Genomic DNA, 17,085 nt, shown 5'->3' on the forward strand with positions numbered 1-17,085 from the left:
ATTAACAGAGTTGCACAGATTTGTGTAAAACTACTTTTTGTTTGTAGGATTTTGTTTTAATCTAACAGTTAATTCCATAACATAGTTATAGATTTCCTGCTTTTCTTGCATCTCTCCGCTAATTCGAGTATATGCATGCATAACAGTCGTGTGGTCGCGCCCGCCAAAGACTTCGCCAATATCAACAAGACTCATGCTTGTCATTTCTCTAGCTAAATACATTGCAATTTGACGCGCCAAAGCAACATTCTTAGTTCTAGATCTGCCAACAATCTCGTCAAAAGTCATGTGGAAGTACTTAGCGACTTGACCAATAATATCTGTTGGGCGAATTTCAATATCGGAAGCAAAGAAGTCTTGTAAAGCTTGTTCTGCCAAGGCTTTGCTTACGGGTTGATTACTTAATGATGCAACGGCTGTAACTCTAGTTAAAGCACCTTCAAGCTCACGAATATTCTCTGTAAAACGTTCCGCAATAAGATCTAGAACATCGCTAGGAACGTTAGAATTATTCATTAATGCCATCATTCTTAGAATGGCTATTCGGGTTTCTAAATCAGGCGGCTTAATATCAACAGTTAATCCAGATTCAAATCTAGAAATAAGTCTTGATTCAAATCCTCTAAGATTTTTAGGAGCAACATCGGAAGCAATAACAATTCTTTTACTTGCTTGATAAAGAGCATTAAAAGTATGGAAGAATTGTTCCAGAGTTGCTTCTTTTCCTCCCAAAAACTGAATGTCGTCGATTAAAAGAACATCAACCTCGCGGAATCGTCTATTAAAATTAGCGATTTGACCCTGGTTTTGACTTGTATTTTGCAAAGCTTCAATAAATTCGTTAGTAAATTCCTCACTTGTAATATAACGAACCTTAAGTGAAGAATCCTTAACAAGAGCATAATTGCCAATAGCATTAAGCAAATGTGTTTTACCTAAGCCAGATCCGCCGTAAATACATAAAGGATTAAAGTCTTTTCCAGAACCTTCTGCAACAGCTAAAGCAACTGTGCGCGCAAAACGATTAGAATCTCCAGGAACAAAAGTGTCAAAAGTTGCGCAAGTATTTAAGTGAGTAACAGGATCCCTTTTTATTGAAGAAGGAATTTTTGCTTGTGAACTATTAATACCAGAATTAATACCAGAATTAACTAAACCAGTATTTTGCATGGTATTTAAGCCAGTTATGTAGTCAAAATCGTTTTGAATAGGAGTGTTGCTAGATGAATCAACATTTTCAACACTATTAGTGTTTACAGGAATGCTAGTGTTTTCAACAGTTTGTGCACCAAAATCTGATTTTATGTTTTCTAAATAGTTGCTTTTAGAAGAAGATAAGTCTGAATTAACGTTTGTATTTTCTTCTAAAGATGTTGAAAATACTTGGGAATTCTCGTTTACATTCTGATTAAGATTGCTTAAATCGGAAGAGCTATTAGCGGCATTGATGTTAGTGTCTGCGCTATTAGTGGCAGTATTGTTGTTTTCTGATTGAGGAACAATCTTAAAAGCTGGAAACATATCTTTTCCAGTACAAATTTTTAATGACGTAAGCAACGCTGAACTAAGCTCATTTTGCAAAGCTTGCTGTGTTTCTATATTGGAGACACAAAGAACAATGGTAGTTCCAAAAATAGATTCAGGTTTTACACTTTCAAACCAGCTTTTATCGCGGTTGCTTAATAGAGCGTTATGACGCAACACTGCAAGGGTATTTGACCACACAATAGTGGCTTGCGCATTTGGATCGCTAAAAGAATCCGTCATGCTACACCCCCTAAAACCGGCAGAAACATTTTATTCAAGTCTTTACGCTTAATCAACAGAAATGCACAACAGAATGCATATCTATTCGCGCGCGTAAAGAGTGCTAGTAGAATATGTTTACTCCGACCCTAAGAAGTTATCCACAGCCTCGCGTGTTGAAAATGCTTAATTGTGAATAACATGTGTGTAATTTGTGGATAAAATAAAAGCTGCCAATCCACATTTTTCAAGGCTTTTATAAGTAGTTTGATTTGGTAAAAATGGTACAGAAAATTTTACGGTATTAAAAAATTTGACTTACTCAAGCGCAATTGTAAACACGTTTATAAAAAGATTTTTTGACTCTTGGTGAGGGGTAATAGTAATTTAGTATAGCTTGACTCATACGGAGCCGTGCTTTTGCATGGCTAAATACAGGAGCGTTAGTTATGAAGAGGACATTCCAGCCTAACAACCGTCGTCGTCACATGAAGCACGGCTTCCGCGTTCGCATGCGTACTCGTGCTGGCCGCGCAGTGATTAATCGTCGTCGCGCTAAGGGTCGTAAGACACTATCTGCCTGAGATGGAGCGCGTCGTAAAGCATGGATAGGCTGAAAAGCCATCGCGATTTTGTTGCGGTGCTCAAAAAACGACGCAAGGTGTGTTCACGGGATATCGTCGCGCATTACAGCATGCGTGGCGATATAGCCGTGTTAAACGCGCTTAACGAAGGCGAAAAAACAAGTCTGAATCAGATTGCCACGGGTTGTGATGGTAATACACCCGCGGCATTTTGTGATACCTTAAATCAGACTCAACAAAATGAAGCTGACTTAAGGCTAGGACTTGCTGTATCTAAAAGCGTAGGAAAAGCTGTTGTTAGAAATAAAGTAAAAAGACGCTTTAGAGTAATAGCAAAACAGCATCAATCGTTACTTCCAAATGGTTGTGACGTAGTTCTAAGAGCTAAATCTACTGCTTCTAGTGCATCGTTTGAATCATTAAATGAGCAGATTAAAAAGATTTTTGGAAAAATAGCCAGAAATCAAGATAAAAATCAGGAATCCGCAGAAGTAGATCACAAATTAAATCAAGCAGCATAACCGCTATTAATCAGCAAAAAACAACAATAAGTTGATTTAATAAGTTGGTTTAAGGAATAGTGATAGCTATGAGCAGCAGAAAAAGTGTTGTAGCGAATTTGATTATAAAAGCAATTCGCTGGTATCAACGCGCAATTTCTGCTAATAGACCAGCTTGCTGCCGATACTACCCAACTTGCTCAAGATACGCTATAGAAGCCGTTAGCCGCTATGGAGCGTTTAAGGGTGGCGTTCTGGCCGTTTTACGGCTGTTGCGCTGTAGACCATGGACTAGCTGCAGTATTGACGATGTACCACGCAAATATTCAATTTTTTATCGTTGCGCTTGGTCCAAAGCGCATGAAGAGCCACGGTTAACTCCCTTGGCTGATCAAGACAAGGAAAACTAATGTTTAATCAAGACCACTTTTTACTTGATAACGGACCTTGGGGATGGTTCTATAAAATCCTTACGCCAGTTGAGTGGCTTATGACTCAAGTAATGGCGCTTTTCCACAAGCTATTTGTTCTTATTGGAATGAATGAAATTGGATTCTCCTGGGTTCTTTCAATCGTCTTTCTTGTGCTTGTTGTGCACGCGTGCATATTCCCTGCCTTTATAAAAAGCATTAAAGGTATGCGCAATATGCAAGCGATTGCTCCTAAAATGAAGAAAATTCAGCAAAAGTATAAGGGTAAAAACGATTCTGCTAGCAAAGAAGCAATGCAGCGAGAAATGATGAAGCTGTATCAGGAGAATAACGCGAATCCTGCTGGAAGCTGCTTGCCAATGATGATTCAAGGCCCAGCATTTATGAGTATTTGGTATACGCTTTCCGTTATTCCTTTTATTGCTCGAGGCAAGCATGCTGCTCTTGGTGCTTTTGATATTTCTACAGCACAGCAATTTGTTAAAACGCATGTGTTTGGCGTTGGTGTTTCCGACACGTTTATGACGGTTCAAGCAGGCGGAAAAGTTGTTATTATAATCTTTGTTATTTTGATGTGCGCTGCAATGTGGTACATGCAATTTAACAATATTCGCAAGAATCTTCCTCCGGAATCTAAGCAAGGCAGCCAGTACACAATGCAAAAACTTATGATGTGGGGATTCCCATTAATCTACGTTTTCTCTGCATTTGCTCTTCCGTTTGCAATGCTTGTTTATTGGCTTGTAAACAACATTATTAATATGCTTCGCTCTATTTGGCAGGTGTATGCCTTCCCAACTCCAGGATCTCCTGCAGCCGAGGAAAAAGAAGAGCGCGATTATAAGAAAGAAACAGAGCGCAGAAAGCGTGAAGGCTTACCTTCTATTGAAGAAGAAAAGCTTCAACAAGCTCGCGAAGAAGCTAAGCGCAGAGAATCCGAAGGGTTCCAGCGTAAGCAGCCTAATCGCAAGCGAAAAACAAATAAATAACGTTAATACGAAGTAAATGTGAATTTATTTATTAGATTTATTAAAATTATTAAAATAATTTATAAATTTGGATTTATCTTCAGTTAAACTGTACACAGAATTGTGATTCTTGACATTTATTGAAATTAAGGAGTATGTAAATGGCACAAGACGAGACCAGGAGCATTGACCAGCTCAATGAGGAAGCTGATATAGCTGCCGATTACTTAGAAGGACTTTTAGATATTGCCGACTACGAAGGCGATATTGAAATGGGCGTTCGCAACAATAGGCCAATGATTCAAATTGTTGCGGATGATGATTCCGACATTAAGCATTTGATTGGTAGAGATGGAGAGGTTGTTGATGCTTTGCAACAATTGAGCCGTCTAGCTGTTCAGCAAAAAACTGGTGAAAGATCGCACTTAATTGTAGACGTTGATGGGTTCCTTAAGCGTAAGCGTCAACATTTGCGAGATATTGCGTTGGATGCTGTTGATGAAGTTCGCGAAACTGGCGATTCTGTTGATTTGAAGCCAATGAATTCGTTTGAGCGTAAAGTTATTCACGATACAGTTAGAGAAGAAGGCTTAAGGTCTAGGTCTCATGGAGAAGAACCACATCGCTACGTTACTGTTTATATGCCTGCAAGTGCCATTGAAGACGATGATTTAGATGAAGATGTGGATGTAGACATGGATGATGTAGACGTAGAGTTGGACGAAGAATATACAGAGTAGCAATTAACTTAAATAAAAAGTAACACAATGGAACAAAAATGTTTTATTGTGTTACTTTTTGTTTGAGGGGCTGATTTGCGGAAAAGATTTTAGATATGGAACAGGCTGACAATTTACAAAACAATGTAGATGAAAATAATGTAGATGAATTAGATAACTCCCCTTTGTTGAGCGAAGTCTTAGGCAATGCTCTTGATAAATGTAAGATGTTTCACGTGAAACTTAAGGAAGAGGGATTAGTTCGCGGCCTTGTTGGTCCTAGAGATATGAATATTCTTTGGGAAAGGCATATTCTAAATTCTGCTGCAGTTGTTCCATTTGTTAAAAAAGCAGTTGAAAAGTCAAATAAAAAATCCATCGCAGATGTTGGAAGCGGCGGAGGTTTTCCAGGAATTGTTGTTGCTGCTTGTTTGCCAGATTGCAAAGTAACATTAATTGAACCAATGGAAAGACGAGTTCTTTGGTTAAAAGAATGCGTAGAGGTTATGGGCCTAAAAAATGTTACAGTTTTTCATGGAAGATCAGACGAAGTTATTGCTAAAGTTAAGTCTCACGAGATTCCAGCCTTTGACGTAGTTACATGTAGAGCTGTTGCGCCTATGACAAAATTGGCTGGATGGACCATTCCACTATTAGGCAAGAATGGCCAACTAATTGCGTTAAAAGGAAAGTCTGCACAAGCGGAGATTGATAAGGCTGAAAAGATGATTAAAAAAGTAAAAGGGTTAAATCCTAGAGTAGTTGATGCCCCTGTTGCTAAAGGTCTTCAATCAACAAGTGTTGTAATAATTGATAAAGGCTGATTTAAGTTTTGTGATTTAGTTCTGTATTTTTTCGCAATTATTTTGTTGCGTTAACTTTCATTGAATGTTTCACGTGAAACTGAATAAAGATGTTATATGTTTCACGTGAAACGGTGTGTTTTTATAATATTTTTGTAGTATTTTCTGCAATTTTTCTGGTGTTTTATGTCCATAGAAGAAAGGAAACTTGAAAATACTACGGTTAAATTGGTTAGTTTGGTAATTTCCCATAGGTGGGCGGGGTGGTGTGAATGGTGGAATCAGCAGAAGATACAATTAAACGTATTTTTGGGGATTCTGGATCTTCCTTGGGCGGTGAGTTGGCAGATATAACCAGTCGCTTTCACGCCATTGATGGCGTTGTGTTCCCTAAGCCGAAGACTACACGTTTTATTGCGGTTGCGAATCAAAAAGGCGGAGTTGGAAAAACCAGTTCCGCTGTGAATTTGTCGGCAGCAATGGCTGTTGGTGGGTCAAAAGTTTTATTAATTGATATGGATCCGCAAGGTAATGCTTCTACGGCAATGAATATACCACATTCTTCCGCAGATCCTTCTATTTATGATGTTATTGAAGGAAGAAAGACTATTGCTGATGTTAAACAAGAGTGCCCAGATATTGCAGGGCTAGATGTTGTTCCAGCTTCGATTGAGTTAAGTGGTGCTGAATTAGAAGTTGCTCAAATGGAAGATAGGAATAATCTTCTTAAGAACGCAATTGATAAGTTTTTAAGCTCTAGCAGCGAACATTACGATTACGTTTTTATTGATTGCCCACCTTCTCTTGGTCTTTTAGTAATTAATGCAATGTGTGCTGTGCACGAGATGCTAATTCCGATTCAAGCGGAATACTATGCTCTTGAAGGCTTAGGCCAGTTGATTAGAACAATTGGTTTGGTTCAAAAGCACTATAATCCTGCGCTTGTTGTTTCTACAATGCTTGTAACAATGTTTGATAAGCGAACTCTTCTTGGTAGGGAAGTTTTTCAAGAAGTTAAAAATCATTATCCAAATATTGTTCTTAATACCACTATTCCGCGAACTGTTAAGATTCCAGAAGCGCCAAGTTTTAATCAAAGTGTTATAACCTACGATCCGCATGGAACAGGTGCTGTTTCTTATAGAGAAGCTGCATTTGAGATAGCTAATAAGTCTGATGTAATTTTGTCTGTTATTGATTCAAAAAGAGAGGGTAATGAGTGATGAGTGCAAGTAAATCGCGTTTGGGTAAAGGATTGGGTGCATTATTCCCTGCACTTCCTGGAGAAGATAGTTTAGATGAGTTTGCTAACAAAAAGATTGAAGATGTTTCACATGAAACATTAGAGAGTAACACCACGTCGAGCACTGTTTCACGTGAAACAGACAGTAAAATCGTAGATAAAAATACGCAAAAAAATGTTTCACGTGAAACCAAAGTATTTGCAAAAAAGCCCGCTAAGGTTCCTAGCGTTGATGACTCAATTTCCCCGCATTTAAGCCAAAAATTGGGGGAAAATACTTCTGTTTCACGTGAAACAGTGCCGTCAATCGCTAGCAAAAATAAGCATTCAGCAAAGCGAACTTCTATGCCGTCAATTGATGACGTTACAAGGCCAATTGACTTTTTCTTTGGTGATTCTGCTTCTAAGTCATTTGTTTCTTCAAAGCAAAAGAACGAAGATAATGATAAAAATAAAGTTGCAGAAAAAATATCGCAAGATAAACAAACAAGCCAAACGCAAGAGCTAAAGCCTATTGAAGGTGGGTATTTAGAGTATTTAGATCCAAGTGATATTATTCCTAATGCTCATCAGCCACGTACGATTTTTGACGAAGAAGAGCTTCAAGAATTGTCTGCTTCAATCAAAGAGGTTGGAGTTTTGCAGCCGATTGTTGTGCGAAAAATCAAGGATGCAAGTAAAGGTGATTTACACAATGCTCATTATGAGTTAATAATGGGCGAGCGAAGGTGGAGAGCAACACAGCTAGCAGGTCTTAAAAAGATTCCAGCGATTGTTAGAACCACTTCGGATGAAAACATGCTTAGGGATGCCCTTTTGGAGAATTTGCACAGAGTTGCATTAAATCCGTTAGAAGAAGCTGCAGCTTATGCTCAAATGATTGATGATTTTGGACTTACGCAAATTCAGCTTTCTAAATCCGTTTCTAAGTCTCGTCCTCAAATCGCAAACACCTTGCGACTTTTGAATTTGCCAGCCAGCGTGCAAAAGCATATTGCGTCGGGAGTGCTTTCTGCGGGTCACGCCCGCGCTCTTCTTGCATTAGCTTCTACAGAAGAAATGGAAAATCTCGCAAAACGTATTATTGCAGAAGGCTTATCGGTTCGCAGTACGGAAGAAATTGTTTCGATTAAAGTAGACAATGGAGACGATTCTTCTAGAAGAACTAGAGTTAAACGAAACAACAAGTGGGTGTCTTCTCCAATTAGAAAGCAGCTTGAAGATCGATTCTCCACAAAAGTGGCCATTAAGGGAAGCGAAAATCACGGAAGAATCGAAATAGTATTTTCTTCTCCAGAAGAACTGCATCGAATAGTCAATATTTTAGTAGATAAAAAAGATTAATAATAAACCCCCAATAAGCTGTTAATACAACTATTGGGGGTTATTGTTTCACGTGGAACAAAACTATTGTTCGTTCAAATCAGTTAAATCATTCAAATAGGCTTGTGCATCAAGAGCCGCGCGGCAGCCCATGCCAGCAGCAGATATTGCTTGCCTATACACGCTATCTACAACATCGCCAGCAGCAAAAACGCCAGGAACTGAAGTTCTAGTAGATGCTCCTTGCACAGCAATAGTGCCATCTTCGTTAAGATCTAAAGCACCATCTAAGAAACTTGTAGATGGGGAGTGGCCGATTGCAACAAAAATTCCGCTTGCCTCAATATTTTGCGTCTCGCCAGTTTTAACATTCTTAACAGTTACAGATTGTGCATCTCCATCCACGCCGTTTACAGAGCAAACAACAGAATCTAAAACAAAATTGATTTTGCTGTTTTTGCGCGCGCGGTCAACCATAATCTTAGACGCGCGGAATGAATCACGCCTGTGAATAAGCGTTACGCAAGAGCCAAAACGCGTTAAGAAAAGTGCTTCTTCGAAAGCAGAATCACCACCGCCTACAACAACAATAGGCTTTTCCCTAAAGAAGAATCCGTCACAAGTTGCACAATAAGAAACACCGCGGCCCGAGTACTCCTGCTCTCCTGGAACGCCTAATTTGCGCACTTGTGAGCCCGTAGAAACGATTACAGCCTTAGATGTGTAAGTTACGCCATCGTCGGTTGTAACCGCTTTTAAATCGCCATTAAAATCTACAGAAATAACATCGTTAAGCAAAATTTGTGCTCCGAATTTTTCTGCCTGTTTTTGCATTGCTTCCATTAAGTCTGGGCCTAAAATGCCGTCTGCAAATCCTGGATAATTTTCCACTTCGGTAGTGTTCATAAGCTGCCCGCCAGGTGTTAGTGCTCCAGCAATAACTAGAGGGCTGTAGCCGGCGCGCGCTAAATACAAAGCAGAAGTGTATCCAGCAGGACCAGAGCCAATAATAATTACGTTTTTTTGCACAGTTTTCATAAAATATTCCTAATATTCCTAATAGTTTTAATATTTTTTAGTAAATTCTAACGTAGTTTATATATAGCCCATTCATTGGTATAGATCCTTGTGGAACCCACAAGATAAAGTCTTGCGCAGTTATAGGCTTTTTGAACTTTACATCTGTTACTCCGCTAGCGTCAAAGGTAAAGTCTGCAACTTTTTCTCCAGCGCTAGGATCGTTCTTGGAATTTGCAATCAAATACCCATGCCCGCCCGAAGAGCGAATCGAAACAACAAATCTGTATGCTTCTTGAGGCTGAGTTAAGTGCATGTAGTAGCCGTAGCCGCGCTGATTGCCCGTATCTTCCAAGAATTGCTGAATATCTATAGGGTAAGGCGTGTTGTTAGTAGGCATTTTAGGCTTTGGTACTTGCTTTACTTTCTTGCGTTTATTTTGTTTCTTATGCTTGTTTTTAAGGCTTTTATTATCCTTATTGCTCTTATTCTTTTCGCCAGCCTTCTTTTCGCCATCCTTACTCGTATTGTTCTTACTTGGTTGCTTTTCTTTAGATGAATCGCTTTTATCTTCCGAAAGAACACCTTGACTTCCAAAAGGCACATTTTCAACACTTTGCGAATCCCAAGAATTAGATTTTGCAAAGTTTGATGGCGCTTCGTGAGAGTTAAAAAGACTATGCAAAGATATTGCAAAAACAACAACTACCAGCAATGCAACAATGCCAATAGCTAAGACTTTTGTTGAAAGTCCTCCAAAAATCTTAGCATCCGCAATATCTACATTGTTTTGATTCGAAGATTTCTTTGCTTTTAAGTCGTCTTGATGCTCGTGAGGCTGGAAGCTAGGAGGCATGGATGAGTGAGACAATAATCCAGCATTTTGGCTGCTGTAATCGCCATATTCCTCGTTTTCTAGCTCCTCTTCTCGCAATGCTCTAGCGGATTCTTCGCCAGGAGCAACAAAACGCCCATTGCTGTCTACAACAGGCACTCTTCCTGTTGATTCGGCTTCTAATGGCAAGATTTGCGGCTTAGAAAGCAACTCCGTGTGTTTTGTGTTACTGCTTAGAAGGTCTTCAAAGTCGAATCTTCTAGGCATTAGTGGCGAAGATAAGTCATCTTTTTGTGAATAATCGTTTCCAGAAGTTAGCGAGTCTAAAGTGTTTAACGCGCTTTTATTTCCATTTTCTTTTGCGTACGAGTCGTTTGTAGAATCATTGCCAATGTTTGCATTCTTGCTATTCTCGTTATTTTTATTATTTTTATTTTCGCCAACCTTATTCTCTTCGCTTGCTTGCGATTTATCGGTTGAATAGCTAGGGAAACTTGTGTATGTTGAAGACAAATTGTGGAAAATTGAATCATCGGCGTCTAGCTCAGTTGGAGCTAAAATATTCGCCATTTCTGCTGCAGCAATATCGTGGAAGTCGTAGTCTGTTCCAGTTGAATCGGACTCTGGCAAAGAATCAAGTTTTTTCCCAGAATTATCACCATTTCTTTTTAGCAAAGCGCTTAAAGCACCAATGGTTTTGCTTGCATTTTTAAGACCAGTATTTTTAGCGTTTTTGCCAAACTTGTTAAGCTTTTCGTCTTCGTTTTTTATTGATAAATCACTTGAATCTAAAATGCCAATAGATTCTTGACTTGATAGTTCGTTTTCAAGCAAATCTTCGTTCTTAGATAATCCTTCTGGAAAATCAATAAGATCTTCGTCTTTGCAAGGTAAAAGTAGTGCTTTTTGAATAGAAGATTCGCTTGCATTATTGTTAAGAATAATATCTTTTTCGCTAAGCTTTTTAACAGGAGTATATGTGCCTAAAAGTGCAAGAAGCTCCCCAATAGATGCCATTGGAATAATGCTTGAATCTTTAGCAGAAGAAAGGCCTCTTTTGCAAATCATAACAAATTCGCCAGGAACGCCGTCTGCAAGTCTAGAAACGTTAAAAACTGTGTTATTTTGCGTGTATCCAGTGCGCGTAAGAAGAGCATATAAAAGCGCAGAAAGCTGATGTGTTGCAATGTTTTCTACACTTTGTGGCAAGTTTTTAGACTGTTCTTCGCTTTTGTTTTGATTTTCGCTTTCGTTTTGCGAATCCTGCGAATTCTGTGAATCCTGCGCGTCTTGCTTATTTTTAGTATTCGGCTTATCTTGTTTGTTTTTTTGCGAATCTTGCTTTGAATATTCAACAGTAACGTCTTTTAGTAGAGGGCTTATTGGCGCGCAAGCTAGCTCTACTCCATTATTTGTGATTCTTACCGTGTTTGTTGAAATAGCATAATGAGTTATTCCAGATGCAAGAAGTTTGCTAAGCGCGTTTGCTGCTTCGGCAACAATAGAGCGTATAGCTTCGTAGCTAAGTGTAGAGCTATGTGATTTTATGTAGTCGTCTACAGTTATTCCAGAATCCAACTCAGTTATAATAATAGCAACATCATCTATGTTATGAATTTTTAGAACTGGCGTAAATTTGCGGATTCTAGATAGTGCAAGAGTAGAAGATATTGTGTTTACTTCGGGAAGGAATCTACGGTCGCGCACAATAAAGAGCTGGCAATCTCTAGCAAGTATGCGGTCGCTAGCTTTCCATACTTGAATGCCTGCTTCTTCTCGCAAAGGTGATATTAGAGCGTAGCGATTAAGTATAATATCTCCCAACTGAGGTTTCATCTACTCCCCGGCTTCCTACATGAGTAATGAATATGCGTAAATAATAAATCCCATCAATTATTGTAATTGAAGAATTTAGTAAACGCTCCTTATTTTTGCAATTATTGTTGTTTAATTATTTTGATTTAATTATTGCTCACTGTGTTGATTTATGCTTATCAACTTGTATTGTGACGATTATTGTTGACTATTGTGACCTTTTATTACACATTTGCACCGTTTTTGCCTATTTTGAACGAACAACGCGAGACGAATTATTTTTGTTGCCATTTTTGCTGCTGCTTTCACTGCTGTTTTTGGCATTACTTTTAACAGCATTTGCGCGCTCAAGATTTAGCAAGAACGACCATTTTACGCCGATTTTTTTAAGAATTGGATTAATAATGATTGCCAATTCGCTTGTTCTTAAAAGCAAAAGAGTAGATACGTAAACGATTACAAGAATAATAGTTATAATTGCGCAAACAAAAATCGCAAGCAACCATCGATTAACGCCACGAAGGTTTGGTGAATCTAAAGAAATCCACTTGTAAATAAATTCTCGAGCCAAAATTCCAACAACAGCAGAAACAATAGCAGCCGCAATCACCTTTATGTGAGTAACAATAAGCTGCTTATCGTCTAAATTATTGTTAAAACGAGACCTAATCATTTTAACAAGAGCAGGGAAAGTAAGAATGTAGCTAAATGATGCAGCTGCTGCTAAAGCGCTAACCCAGTAGTTTGGCGGAAGGAACTTTATGCAAGAAAACACAATAACAAGTTCTACGCAAAGTTGCGCTGCGCAAAACATAAATGGATGCTTTCCGTCTTCAAAAGCGTAGAATGTGCGTTGAATAATCAAATAGGCGCTAGATAGTGGCAAGCCAATCGAAAGCATCATAAGAGGATCGGCCATTAAGTACGCCTCTTTTATGCTAATTGAAGGAAGCAGAGCCAAAGAGATAGGCATTGGAATAACAATAAAAGCAACGCTAAAGAAGCACATTAAAATGCTAACGCTTCTAATGCAAGAGCTTAAATCTGCGCGAACTGTAGATAAATCGTGTTGCGCAATCGACTTGGAGATTTTGGGGAAAACAGCGGTTGCAACCGATACAGCTATAAGCGAATATGGCAGAATAAACATTGTGTATGCGTTTTGAAAAGTGGCGTTTCCTGCAACATCAAATTGGCTTAATCCCAAGGTTTCTTCGGCTATAGAAGGTGCGCTTGTTGTTATGTGAGTTGTAGCCATTGTAGAAAGCTGACTAACAGCCACTATTGCAAAGCTCCAAGCTGCAACAGGTCCCATAGAGCGCAAGCCAATGCCGCTAATGCCAAAACTTGGCTTATACTTTAATCCGATTTTTTTAAGAGGAATAAACAAAACAAGTGCTTGAGCTGCAACACCTAAAGTCCAAAAGCCTGCAGTTAAAAGCATTGTAGTGTTGTTCCAAAAATGTGCAGGCTGCCTACTTGCCTTTCCAAAAATCGCAATAAACACGCCAAATCCCGTGCAACTAACAATGTTTGCAGCAACAGAGCTCCAAGCGTACATTGCAAACTTGCCTTTAGCAGCCAGAACTTGGCCTAGTACTGTATAAAGTCCGTAGAAGAATATTTGAGGCATACACCACAGCGTAAAAGCGTTTGTAAGTGCAATCATTGCTGGGTTGGACCCAACGTAAAGCCATGTTAAAACAGGTGTGGCAATCGCCATTAAAGCGGTTACGCCTAAAAGCAGGATAATAGCAAATGTTATTAGCTTATTTAGCCTATTTTTTGCATCTTGTTTTTCTAGAGTCTTAACGATTTGTGGAACAAGAACAGCGTTGAAAATTCCGCCAGAAACAAGCGTATAAATAAGCTGAGGAATCATAGACCCAGCCTGGTAAGCATTTGCTGCTAAACCAGTTGTGCCAAGAGCTGCGGCGAGCAAAATTGTTCTAATCTGGCCAGTTATTCTGGAAGCAGCCGTGCCGCTTGCCATTATAATCGAGTTGCGGCCTACTGAATTCATTCGTCTGGATCCTTTTTACGATTAAACTGCCTGAAAAGCCCAAAAGCTCCAAGTGCAAAAGCAAATATTATAATAATCGTACCGCTTTTATCGCTGATTTGCAGCGTGCTTGTGATTGCCGTCTCTTTAGTGCTACTAAAAACGTTGTGGTTTCTATCTTCTAGAGCAAAAGTGGCTTTAACTTTGCTAGATGTTGTAGATCTAAGTGGCAAAATCACCTGGGATTCGCTATTTGCTGCGATTTTAACTGGTGTTTTTCTTCTAGTTACTATTTCCATAGAATTGGTATACGCAGTTAAATATACGCTAATCGGGTATGGGTTTGTGTTGCTGATTGTAATCGGCATGGTTGCTGTTTCGCTTACAAGAGTAACGTCTTTTGGAGGAATAATATTGATTCCAGAAATGAGCATTTTAGCCAAATCGTGAGTGCCATTTTTGGTTTGTGTCTGCGATTCGCTAGCGCTACTGTTTGATTGGCTAGCGCTATTTAACGTATTATCTAGCTCTCTTTGAGCCATTGCGTCAAAAAGTTTAATAAGATTTTCGCTCCAGATTTTGCTGTTTTGATTAATTTTTAACTTTGCGTTTTGTTTTGCAAGAGACTGAGCATCTGACTCGCATGTTTTATGGTTATTAAGCTCATTTTGATCAAGAATGCTGTTTATAAATTGGTTTACTAGCATTCTATCGGAAGCTAGTTGGCTAATCTTAGATTTGCTTGCGATTAATGATTTTCCTTCGATTGCGCTCGTCTTAGGAACTGGGCTATATCCAAGGTGCTCTTTAGTAATCGCTTTTGAGTGTGTTAAAGAATTTATATCTAGAAGACTAATCCAAGGCGATTTTTCTAGAATGCTTACAACTGATTCGATTAAAGGTATAGAAGAATCTGGGCTAAACGTTAGTAGCAAATGCCTAGGCATATAAGGCTGTTCCATCTGGTAGAAGGCGCTTTGTGCTGCAAGTCTGTTTAGAAGTCCTGCGCTAGTGGTTTCTGCTGCCGATTGAACGCTCGTAAAATGTCCATTTATTAATTCGTTAAGCGTTTCTTGGCAAGAAAGCACTTTTACGCTTCCCGAAGATGTTTGAACCTCGTAAACACCATTTTTTATGGCAAAACGGTTTGCTAGAGGGTCGAATCCGCTAGTTGCCACTACTGTTTTGTATCCGTTTGCGGCAGCCTGTTCTAGTGCGCGTAGAGTCCATTTTTCGCCTGTTTGAAAAGCGTAGGAATCAAGATTTAGCGGCTTTGTTGTTGAATTTTCTAATACAGATGATTTTTTACTCCAAGAATCTAAACCAATTCCGGCTAGTTTATAAGAAACATGATTTTCAGATTCCGCATACCTGCTTATGTTAAAACCGTTATTTTGCATAAATACGGAAGGTGTAAATGTTGGTTCACTAAATTTAAGAGTGTTTGGGTCTGCTATTGTTTGCAACTTTGGATGCTTTTGAACAAGATTTATCAAAGAAGTAATGCGCTTAATACTGTTTTTACTAAGTCTGATTTTTCTGTTAGTTGCAGAACTTGTTGTGGAGCCTGTTGTAGGATTTGTTAAATTTTCTTGCGATTCACTAATGGCGTTAATAGAAGGAGAAATATTGTGCTTGCTAATGTTAAAACGCCAATCGGAAGATTTTGCGATTATTGGCATTAGTAAAGTCACATTAATTGGCGGAGTTTGAACGTTTTTAATGCCAATATTTGCTCGAGTTACAAACGATTTAACAGAATAATAATGCTTAAAATCTAAAGAAGAATACGTTATAGAAACAGGTTTTGGACCCCAATAAATAATGTTTGAAAGATTTTGACTGTTTGCATCAACGTCGATTTGCGCACTATAAGATTTTCCGCTTGCAAGCGCTGGAACACTAACTTCGCCTATTAGTTGAGGCGTTGGAATCCTAGACTCGGCTTGGCTCCATTTTTGCAAGTCGGTTCTAGACATAAAAGTGTACCAAGGGTTAAAAGTGACTTGAATTTTGCCTTCTGGAAAATCTTTAGAACTGTTGTTTTTAAGCAGAAGACTAATGTGGTATCCGCTTTTATCTGTAAGAATCGAAGTTGACTTTACGATTTTTAGCGAAATTCCTTTGGATTTTGTGTTATACAAAGAGTAGGAGCTTAGGGAAGACTGATTAGCATACGCGATTTTTGGTGCGAAGAAAAATGGGAAAGTCGCAAGCAAGAGTGCCATTAGAACTGTGGTTACGCAAAGTCTTAAAAACGCGTTTTTTTGCGACTTACGCAACTGGTTTTTTGAAAAATCAATCACATTAATCACATTGGTAACGTTAATCACGGTTTTGCCGCCTATTCGCCTTTTTAGCATACATCCATGCTATTTTTCGTTCGTTTGGGTAGCTTAAAATGTCGTTAAGGTTCTTAAAATCAACCCAAATCGCATCTTCTGCTTCGTGATCTGGGTCTCCAAGAACAGATAATTCGCCGCTAACATACTTAAGCGCAAAGTGGTGAACAAGTTTATGCACACGCTGGCTTGTTCCAGTAAACCAGTAGTCGATAGTTGCGATTGAATCAACAACTTCGCCAAGAATACCCGTTTCTTCGCGAATCTCTCTAACTGCTGTTTGTTGCGGTGTTTCGCCTTTTTCAATATGACCTTTTGGCAAACACCATTCCATGTGGCCACTTCGCGAATGCCGTGCTATAACCGCGACACGCCCAAGAGAGTCAAAAACTAATCCTCCAGCGGAATATTCTCGAACAATAGGCAAATCCTGTGCGTCTAGAGAAGCAAAAGTTTTAGGGCCGTCATTAACTCTTCTTTGAGGCATTAATGCAGGAGAAGGGGCATTAATAGAAGATATTTGCTGCCTGGATTCCGTTATATTAACATGAATGTTTTCAACAGTGTAGCTGCCTGAAAAGCCCGAAATATCAACAAAAATCGACTCCTCTTCTTCGGCTTGTTGTGGCTGAATTTTGCTTTTCATTCTAGCAACATCAAGAGGAGTAACTCGAATGCTTGGAGTGTTTTGGGTATGATTATCCGAGGCTCTGGCGAGCATGCGTCTTAAGTCTTTCGGAGTAACCATACACTCCAC

14 protein-coding genes are annotated in these 17,085 nt (G+C 39.1%); 8 read left to right on the forward strand and 6 right to left on the reverse strand.

The annotated features are described in order from the left end of the window. Positions 1 to 30 precede the first annotated feature (30 nt). On the reverse strand, positions 31 to 1,767 hold the full coding sequence (gene dnaA / locus ACPEIW_RS00380) for a chromosomal replication initiator protein DnaA (protein WP_425663748.1): 1,737 nt from the start codon (positions 1,765 to 1,767) through the stop codon (positions 31 to 33). A 428-nt stretch (positions 1,768 to 2,195) separates the two neighbouring features. Here dnaA and rpmH point away from each other — a divergent pair, with 428 nt between their 5' ends. The 8 genes from rpmH (at position 2,196) to ACPEIW_RS00420 (ending at position 8,338) form a co-directional block, all read left to right on the forward strand. Further along, complete coding sequence (rpmH, locus tag ACPEIW_RS00385; RefSeq protein WP_004114029.1) at positions 2,196 to 2,330, forward strand: 50S ribosomal protein L34; 135 nt, start codon at positions 2,196 to 2,198, stop codon at positions 2,328 to 2,330. 20 nt (positions 2,331 to 2,350) lie between these two features. After that, complete coding sequence (gene rnpA / locus ACPEIW_RS00390) at positions 2,351 to 2,851, forward strand: ribonuclease P protein component (RefSeq protein ID WP_425663751.1); 501 nt, start codon at positions 2,351 to 2,353, stop codon at positions 2,849 to 2,851. A gap of 68 nt (positions 2,852 to 2,919) precedes the next feature. Beyond that, positions 2,920 to 3,240 carry a membrane protein insertion efficiency factor YidD gene (yidD, locus tag ACPEIW_RS00395; RefSeq protein ID WP_032812863.1) on the forward strand — a complete coding sequence of 107 codons (321 nt, stop codon included), beginning with the start codon at positions 2,920 to 2,922 and terminating at the stop codon, positions 3,238 to 3,240. Further along, complete coding sequence (gene yidC, locus ACPEIW_RS00400; RefSeq protein WP_425663753.1) at positions 3,240 to 4,250, forward strand: membrane protein insertase YidC; 1,011 nt, start codon at positions 3,240 to 3,242, stop codon at positions 4,248 to 4,250. The genes yidD and yidC overlap by 1 nt, the downstream gene beginning before the upstream one ends. Before the next feature lie 140 nt (positions 4,251 to 4,390). Continuing rightward, complete coding sequence (locus tag ACPEIW_RS00405) at positions 4,391 to 4,969, forward strand: protein jag (RefSeq protein WP_016635500.1); 579 nt, start codon at positions 4,391 to 4,393, stop codon at positions 4,967 to 4,969. A gap of 95 nt (positions 4,970 to 5,064) precedes the next feature. Beyond that, on the forward strand, positions 5,065 to 5,772 hold the full coding sequence (rsmG, locus tag ACPEIW_RS00410) for a 16S rRNA (guanine(527)-N(7))-methyltransferase RsmG (protein ID WP_020758772.1): 708 nt from the start codon (positions 5,065 to 5,067) through the stop codon (positions 5,770 to 5,772). 251 nt (positions 5,773 to 6,023) lie between these two features. Then, entirely contained in the window at positions 6,024 to 6,974 is a 951-nt protein-coding gene (locus tag ACPEIW_RS00415; RefSeq protein WP_425663755.1) for a ParA family protein, read from the forward strand. Further along, positions 6,974 to 8,338: a ParB/RepB/Spo0J family partition protein gene (locus ACPEIW_RS00420; protein WP_425664349.1), complete on the forward strand. Its 1,365-nt coding sequence runs from the start codon at positions 6,974 to 6,976 to the stop codon at positions 8,336 to 8,338. The genes ACPEIW_RS00415 and ACPEIW_RS00420 overlap by 1 nt, the downstream gene beginning before the upstream one ends. A gap of 63 nt (positions 8,339 to 8,401) precedes the next feature. Here ACPEIW_RS00420 and trxB read toward each other — a convergent pair whose 3' ends face one another. The 5 genes from trxB to ACPEIW_RS00445 form a co-directional block, all read right to left on the reverse strand. Then, complete coding sequence (gene trxB / locus ACPEIW_RS00425) at positions 8,402 to 9,355, reverse strand: thioredoxin-disulfide reductase (RefSeq protein ID WP_016635497.1); 954 nt, start codon at positions 9,353 to 9,355, stop codon at positions 8,402 to 8,404. 37 nt (positions 9,356 to 9,392) lie between these two features. Then, entirely contained in the window at positions 9,393 to 12,005 is a 2,613-nt protein-coding gene (locus tag ACPEIW_RS00430; protein WP_425663757.1) for a kinase, read from the reverse strand. A 226-nt stretch (positions 12,006 to 12,231) separates the two neighbouring features. Next, positions 12,232 to 14,007, reverse strand: a complete 1,776-nt coding sequence (murJ, locus tag ACPEIW_RS00435) for a murein biosynthesis integral membrane protein MurJ (RefSeq protein ID WP_016635495.1) — start codon at positions 14,005 to 14,007, stop codon at positions 12,232 to 12,234. Continuing rightward, complete coding sequence (locus ACPEIW_RS00440) at positions 14,004 to 16,349, reverse strand: DUF6049 family protein (RefSeq protein WP_016635494.1); 2,346 nt, start codon at positions 16,347 to 16,349, stop codon at positions 14,004 to 14,006. The genes murJ and ACPEIW_RS00440 overlap by 4 nt, the downstream gene beginning before the upstream one ends. Beyond that, on the reverse strand, positions 16,312 to 17,076 hold the full coding sequence (locus tag ACPEIW_RS00445) for an NUDIX hydrolase (RefSeq protein ID WP_032815375.1): 765 nt from the start codon (positions 17,074 to 17,076) through the stop codon (positions 16,312 to 16,314). The genes ACPEIW_RS00440 and ACPEIW_RS00445 overlap by 38 nt, the downstream gene beginning before the upstream one ends. Positions 17,077 to 17,085: the final 9 nt, after the last annotated feature.

The sequence above is a fragment of the Gardnerella piotii genome, assembly GCF_049815665.1.
GTDB classification, from domain to species: Bacteria; Actinomycetota; Actinomycetes; order Actinomycetales; family Bifidobacteriaceae; genus Bifidobacterium; species Bifidobacterium piotii.